The organism is Imperialibacter sp. (assembly GCF_040222385.1).
Taxonomy (GTDB): Bacteria; Bacteroidota; Bacteroidia; order Cytophagales; family Cyclobacteriaceae; genus Imperialibacter.
On sequence record NZ_JAVKDF010000009.1, the window covers coordinates 1 to 8,370 of the forward strand.

Below are 8,370 nucleotides of genomic sequence, written 5' to 3' on the forward strand. Positions count from 1 at the left end.
CCAGGAAGTTGAAGTAGGGTCAAGAAGTGTGATTGATGTTCCTCTTGCGCTCGACGTAAAGCAGCTTCAGGAACTGGTAATCACTGGTTACACAGTTGATAACCGCCGTGAAACTTCCGGTTCTATCTCAACTGTAAAGCCAAAAGACATCGCAGTTATCCCAACGGGTAACGTAGAGCAGTCATTGGCTGGTCGTATTGCCGGTGTAAACGTAATTACCAACGGTCAGCCTGGTTCAACCAGCCAGATCAGGGTAAGGGGTTTCGGCGCATTCGGTGGTAACGCTCCTCTTTACGTAGTAGACGGTGTTCCTGTAGGAGACACCAACTTCCTTAGCCCTGATGACATCGAGTCAACTACGGTTTTGAAAGATGCGGCTGCTGCTTCTATCTATGGTGCAAGAGCGGCTAATGGTGTAATTGTATACACTACCAAGAAAGGCTCCAAGACAGCTAAGAAGATCAGTATTGATTACAACAGCATGTTTGGTATGACATTTCCTGGAAAGGGAATTGAAATGATGAACCCTGCTGACTTTGCTGAGTGGACATGGAATGCTGAGCGCAACCAGGCACGCATCGAAAGCCGTGAGCCAGTTTTCAGCCATCCTCAGTTTGGTACTGGTTCTTCACCAGTATTGCCTGATTTCTTGAGCGTTGGTGGTGAGTCTGGCCGTATAGGCACCTATACCGCAGCTGAGGCTGCTATGTACAATGTAGATCCTTCTGCGGGTTCTGTTTATCAGATCACAAGAGCGGCTACCGGCGCAGGAACTGACTGGTACGATGCCATCACAAGAGTGGCACCTCTTCAGAGACAAACTCTTGGACTTCATGGCGGTACTGACAGAAGCCGTTTCTACTTCTCTTTGAGTGCACAGGATCAGGCTGGTATTGTCACTTACAATGAATTCAAGAGATACTCTTTCAGAGCTAACTCTGAGTTTGATCTGCTTCCTAACCTGCGTTTTGGAGAAAACATGCAGTTCACTTACCGTTCAATTCTTGCTCAACAAGGAAATGAAGGTGGTCAGGGTGTAGCGGATGATGAAAACGACATTCTTTCAGCCTTCCGTATGCCAACCATCATCCCTGTATATGATGAGTTCGGCGGCTACGCCGGTACTGCTTCTAAAGGTTTCAATAACCCACGTAACCCTGTAGCAACGAGAGACGGTCAGAAGGACAACAGAGGCTTTAGTGGCAGTGGCTTTGGTAACATCTATCTGGAGTATGACCCAATTCCTGGCTTGACCCTTAGAACCAACGTAGGTGGCCAGTATGGAGCGGGTTATAGCTGGGGCTATGGCCGCCGTCAGTATGAGAATTCAGAGAACAACTCTGCATTTAGCTACAACGAAAATGCCAACTGGGGCTTTCAGTGGAACTTTACCAACACGGCCAACTACAAGAAGACGTTCGGTGTGCACAATATAGACCTTTTGGTTGGTCAGGAAGCATTGAACACTGGTGTAAGCCGTGGTATGAGCGCCAATGGTCTGGACCCTTTTTCTCAGGATCCGGATTTCGTGACGATTTCTACACTTGGGTCAAGAAACCCACCTAATAGCTTCTATGACAAGGGTGTTAATTTCTCTTCCTATTTCGGTAGAGCCAATTATATCCTGAACGATAAGTATATCTTTAGTGCGGTGATTCGTCGTGATGGTTCTTCCCGCTTTGGTGCTGAAAACAGGTACGGTGTATTCCCTGCCTTTTCTGCAGCCTGGAGGCTTTCCTCTGAAAGCTTCATGTCATCACTTACCTTTATTGATGATTTGAAAATCAGAGGTGGTTACGGCACTATGGGTAACTCCAATAACGTGAACCCTAACAACCAGTACAGTTTGTATGCAACTACAATCGCCAACTCTTCTTATGATATTGCAGGATCTAACGGAAACGCTGCGGGCTTCTATAGAAGTAGAATAGGCAACGCCGCTGCTAAGTGGGAAACATCGGTTACGCAAAACATTGGTATCGACGGTACATTGTTCGATGGCAAGTTGGACGTAATTGTTGACTTCTGGAGAAAAGACACCAAAGACCTTTTGTTCAACCTACCAGTACCACTTCCTTTAGGCGTTTATGCGGCTGCACCATCGGTTAACATTGGTGAAATGAGGAACCAGGGTATCGACTTACAGTTGATCAACAGAGGCAACCTTACATCTGATCTTACCTATGAGGTGAACCTAACAGGCTCTCTTCTTAAGAATGAGATTGTGAAACTGGATGGTGATCTACTGTTCTTTACCGATGGTACAACTACCTACAGAGGAATTGCTCCTATCCGTAACCCAGTTGGTTACACTTTGTCAAGCTTCTGGGGATATGAGGTTCAAGGTTTGTTCCAGAACGATGCAGAAGTTGCTTCTGCTGCTACTCAGGCGGGTGCAGCACCGGGTCACTTCCGCTACAGAGATGTTGACGGTGACGGTGAAATCACCGAAGATGACAGAAAATTCTTGGGAAGCCCTGTTGCTCCGTTCACTGGTGGTCTTACTTTCTCACTAGGTTACAAAAACTTTGACCTGGCGGCTTATTTCTACACGTCTATTGGCAACGAGATATGGAACCAGTCAAGATGGTTCACTGATTTCTATCCATCATTTGCAGGTGCAGCCATTGCTGAACGTGTAAAGGATAGCTGGAGCCCTACCAATACAGGTAGCAATCAGCCAGTGTTTGACAAGTCTTCAAACTTTAGCACCAACACACAGGCCAACTCTTACTATGTAGAGAATGGATCGTACTTAAGATTGCAGAACATCACTCTTGGTTACAAAATGCCTGCTGACTTGTTGTCAAGGTTGAAAATGACTCAGTTGAGAATATTCGTTTCTGCTAACAACCTGATGACTATTACAGGTTACGAGGGACTTGATCCATCAGTTGGTGGTAATGCTGACATCAACTTTGGTGTTGACGTTGGAAACTACCCTATCACAAAGGGATTCACGGGTGGTATTCAGCTCGGCTTCTAAAAACAATTTGATTAAACGATCAATTTAATATTGATGTTTTTGAAAAATATAAAAGAATGATGACCATGAAAAAAAATATAATAAAAGGAGCCGCAGGCCTGTTTGTTGCCTTAACGGTTCTGGTGATCGGTTGTAAGGATGAGTTTCTTGAAATTGCCCCTACGGGAACACTTTCCAGGGCTCAGCTTACTTCTGCCAAAGGCATAGATGGGTCTTTGATAGCTGCTTATTCACAAGTGAATGGCAGAAACCGCCGTATGGGCTCGGCATCCAACTGGGTTTGGGGCAGCATCCGTGGTGGGGAACACAATAAGGGCACTGACCCTGGAGACTTCTCCGACATCAACCCTATTCAGCGGTATGAGTACCTTCCTACTCAGGGAGTAATCAACGAAGCCTATACTTCTTGGTACGAAGGTGTAGCCAGGTGTAACAATGTGTTGGCTCTTATTGCTGATGCTGATGACGATGTTACCGACGCCTTCAAAACTAGTGTAGAAGCTCAGACTAGATTTTTGAGAGCTCACTTCTATTTTCAATTGAAAATTAACTTTGACGACACCCCCTACATTGATGAAACCATCGATTATGGTACTGGTGTTGACGAAGTTGGAAATGATCAGAATCTTTATCCCAAGATTGTGGCTGACATGCAATTTGCTTACGATAACCTGCCGGAAACGCAAGATCAGGCAGGTCGTGTAAACAAAACTGCCGCTGCTGCTTACCTTGGTAAAATCAACCTGTATCAAAACAATCACGCTGCAGCATTGACTTTGTTCAATGAGGTAATTACAAGTGGCAAGACCAGCAATGGCAAAACTGTTGGTTTGGTGCCTGCCTTCCCCGACATCTTCAAGGCTGAAAATGACAATCACGAAGAGTCTATCTGGGCGTATCAGTCAGCTGCCAACACTGGTAGTGTGAACAATGCCAATCCTGAGTTTGACCTTAACTGGCCTTACAACACGGGTGCAAATGGTCCTGGCAACTGCTGTGGATTCTTTGCGCCTACTTTTGAGCTGGCCAACCACTACAGAACTGACGCAAGTGGCCTTCCTTTGTTCGACAGAGCCTTCAATAGCCCAGCTAACGAAGTAGCAACCGACCAGGGTCTTCAGTCTGATGAGGCGTTTACAGAAGACGCAGGCAACCTTGATCCTAGGATTGACTTTACAATCGGTCGCCGTGGTATTCCTTACCTTGACTGGCAGGAGCACCCAGGTTTTGACTGGATCCGTAACCAGGCCAACGCTGGCCCTTACTCTCCTAAGAAGTATGTGTACTATAAGACTGACGTAGGTTCTTTTCAGGACAACAGCTCATGGACACCCGGCTATGCTGCCATGAACATCAATATCATTCGTTTTGCTGACGTGCTGCTGATGGCTGCCGAGTGCGAAATTGAGGTAGGTAGCCTTGAAAAAGCACGTGAGTATGTGAACATGGTAAGAGAAAGAGCTGCTAATGACGCTGCGTTTGTTCAGGAGTATGATGGCTCAGGCCCTGCCGCCAACTACGTAATAGGCACTTACGATACTCCATGGACAGATAAGACTGCTGCAGAGAAGGCTGTGAGAATGGAGCGTAAGCTGGAGCTTGCCGGCGAAGGACAAAGGTTCTATGACCTTGTTCGCTGGGGAATTGCAGCTCAAGACCTAAACGCATATCTCGCCTACGAAAGCAAAATCCTTATCAATGCTATGGGTGGAGCTTCGTTTGATCCTAAAGACGTTCTGCTTCCTCTTCCTCAGGGTCAAATTGACCTGATGAATGGTGTGCTTGTGCAGAATGACGGATATTAATTCGCATTAAATAATTTGAATAGATGAAAAGAGGTGGCGGTTATCGTCACCTCTTTTTTTTGCCTTCTTTATAGGGTCAAGTAACCCCACAAAAATTACTCAAAATCACATTTAGCCCTAAATTTGTAGTCAAGCAAAAAGTTAACTGATATGTTTAGAGCATTAGTAGTGGCGGGCCTGATAGCCATTTTTTTGGCCTCGTGTAACGACAAACAAAGCACACTCTTTAGAGAACTACCAGCATCCGATACTGGCATTAACTTTTCAAATACAATCATTGAATCGGACACCTTTAATATCCTCACCAACGAATACATCTACAACGGAGGTGGTGTGGGAGCCGGTGATTTTAATAACGACGGCCTGACAGACCTTTTCTTTACGGGTAACCAAACCAGCAACAAGCTGTTCATTAACAAAGGCGGGCTCGAGTTCGATGATGTTTCTACCGAAGCCGGAATTGAAGCACCTGACAAATGGAGCCAGGGGATCGCTTTGGTGGATATAAATGCCGACGGCTGGCTGGACATCTACGTGTGCGCCACCATGTACAGCGATTCTCTGAGAAGGGAAAATATGTTGTTTGTCAACCAGGGAGGCACGCTTGGTGGTGTTCCAACTTTTAAAGAGATGGCCAGGCAGTACGGAATCAACGACAATGGCTGGAGTACAAACGCCGCTTTTTTAGATTACGACAAAGATGGCGACCTTGACCTGTATGTGCTTACCAATGTGCAAAGTGGCCGCATACCAACCAACTACAGGCCAAAGATAGTGGACGGTACAGCGCCCAATACCGACAGATTCTACAAAAACGATGGCAATGGGACCTTTTCAATAGCCAATAGGGAAGCGGGAATCCTTTATGAAGGATTTGGCCTTGGACTGGCCATAGCCGACGTCAACAATGACTCGTGGCCTGACATTTATGTGTCAAACGATTTTTTGAGCAACGACTTGCTCTACATCAACAATGGTGACGGCACCTTTACCAATAAACTGGGTGAATATGTCAGGCACTCAAGCCAGTTCTCCATGGGCAATGACATAGCCGACATCAACAACGATGGCTGGGTAGACATCGTGACTCTTGATATGCTGCCGGAAACAAACTTCAGAAAGAAGACAACTATTGGAAAGAACGTCTATCAGGTTTACATCAATAACGAAAAGTTTGACTATGAGTACCAGCATGTGCGCAATATGTTGCAGCTCAATAATGGTGCTGGCATACCATTTAGTGAGATCGGCTTTATGTCTGAAATATTTGAAACGGACTGGAGCTGGTCGCCGCTGCTGGCCGATGTGGACAATGATGGCGACAGAGACCTTCTGGTCACCAACGGCTTTCCCAAAGACATTACTGACAAGGATTTTGCCAGCTACCGGGCAGATGTAGGCAATATTGCAGGGCCGGATATGCTAGTCGATTCTATCCCGGTTGTAAAAATTTCAAACTTTGCTTTTGAGAACAATGGAGACCTCACTTTCTCAGATGCCACCAGAAAATGGGGACTTTACAAACCCTCGTTCTCTAATGGTGCCGCTTTTATCGACCTCGACAATGATGGAGACCTTGACTATGTTGTGAATACCATAGATGATTTAGCCCTGGTATATGAGAATACGCTGAACAGCAAGGGCAATAGTAAGCAGGATTCAATTCACTTTCTGCGAGTCAAACTTAAGGGCAATAAAGAGAATCAAGCTGGACTTGGCACGAAGATTACTTTAAAGTATGACAATGGCCAAATGCAATACCACGACCATTCCGTCTATAGGGGCTTTCTGTCTTCTGTAGAGGATATCGCTCATTTTGGGATGGGGAAAACGGAATCGGTCGACTCGGTCGTTGTCGATTGGTACGATGGTAAGTCCAGCGTCCTCACTAACGTGGCGGTAGACCAGTTGCTGACGATAGATTACTCATCAGCGGCCTCGGGAGACAATCTTACCAGGGAGATGCCGGCATTAGGCGGTAAACCGACGGTACTTGCCGACGTCACAAAATCGCTACAGGTTGCCTTTTCCCATAAAGAAGAAGATAAAATAGATTTTAACCTTCAAAGAACCCTGCCTCACAAGTTTACCCAATACGGGCCAGCCATTGCTGTAGGCGACATTAATGGGGATGGCCTTGAGGACTTTATTGCTGGCGGAACTGCCGACGAGGGCATACAATTCTTTCTTCAGCAGAACGACGGAACCTTCCAGGACAAAGTGGGTATCGAGAAGAAAGACGTAAGGCGAAATGAGTACATGGGCCTTCTGCTATTCGACATTGATACTGACGGTGATCTCGATTTGTATGCAGTTTCCGGTGGTGGTGAGTACGTTTTCCCGTCTGACAAGTACACCGATCACCTATACTTGAACGATGGGCGAGGCAACTTTGAATTGCAGGCCGACGGAGTCTCTCCAGAGCTTCAGTTCAGCGGGTCTATTGCCAGAGCAGCTGACTTTGACAAGGACGGTGACCTGGATGTTTTTGTCGGAGGGCGGGTGGTGCCTGCATCGTATCCTTATCCTTCTCAAAGTGTGCTTTTGGAGAATCAAGACGGGCGCCTTGTTGATATTACGGCATCGAAGGCACCTTTTCTTGCGGACGCAGGTATGATAACAGACATGCTCTGGACCGACTACAATACCGATGGTTTAGTGGATATGGTGCTGGTAGGTGAGTTTATGCCCATCACGTTTGTGAAAAACGAAGGAGGCACCTACAAAATTGATCAAAGCACCGGGCTTCTCGAGAAAAAGGGCTGGTGGAACAGTATTGTGTCCGGCGACTTTGACAAAGACGGCGATACCGACTATGTGGCGGGCAACCTGGGGGAGAACAATTACTACCGGGCAACAGCAGAGCAACCTTTGAGGGCCTATGCCAAAGACTTTGATGGCAATGCCAGCGTCGATTTGATCATGAGCTGCTATTTTAAAACGGACAACGGAGACATGAAAGAGTTTCCTCTCCATTTTTGGGACGAGATGAACTCACAAAGCCCAATGTTCCGGAAGATGTTCTCACGGTATAAGCAATTCGGAAAAATCACCATGGCTGAGTTGTTCACCCCGCAGCAGTTGGAAGGTGCACTGATATTGGAGGCCAACTACATGAAGTCAAGCTATGTTGAAAACCTGGGGAACGGTACATTTAAAATGACTGCTTTGCCTATCAGGGCGCAAATAGCGCCCATCAATGGTATGGTAGCAACCGATGTAAATAACGACGGCCATCTGGATGTGCTGATGGTTGGCAACGACTATGGCAACGAGGTGTTTCCTGGCCGCTATGATGCATTGACAGGGTTGCTGCTTTATGGAGATGGCAAAGGCAATTTCTCACCTGTGCTCTCTGCAAAGAGTGGCTTCCTAGTAGAAGGCGATGCCAAATCACTGGTACGACTAAGCTCAGTTGCAGGCAACGATATTTTTATCGCCAGCCAAAACCGGGGCGACCTGAAGGTATTTGGCTTGCCAAATGACGCATTCAAGGGCACAGTTGTGAAAACGGGCCCAACTGACTTTTATGCTTTGCTGAAGCATAGTGACGGACATACTGAGAGGATTGAGTTGACT

At 46.5% G+C, this 8,370-nt stretch carries 3 protein-coding genes; all 3 read left to right on the forward strand.

Annotated features, from left to right (window positions below; genetic code table 11):
* A partial coding sequence (locus RIG68_RS01435; RefSeq protein ID WP_350117968.1) for a SusC/RagA family TonB-linked outer membrane protein occupies nucleotides 1-2,986 on the forward strand: 2,986 nt, incomplete at its 5' end.
* Nucleotides 2,987-3,051: 65 nt separating this feature from the next.
* Nucleotides 3,052-4,791, forward strand: coding sequence for a RagB/SusD family nutrient uptake outer membrane protein (locus RIG68_RS01440; RefSeq protein WP_350117970.1), 1,740 nt, complete (start codon nucleotides 3,052-3,054; stop codon nucleotides 4,789-4,791).
* A gap of 150 nt (nucleotides 4,792-4,941) precedes the next feature.
* On the forward strand, nucleotides 4,942-8,370 hold a 3,429-nt coding region (locus RIG68_RS01445), incomplete at its 3' end, for a VCBS repeat-containing protein (RefSeq protein WP_350117972.1).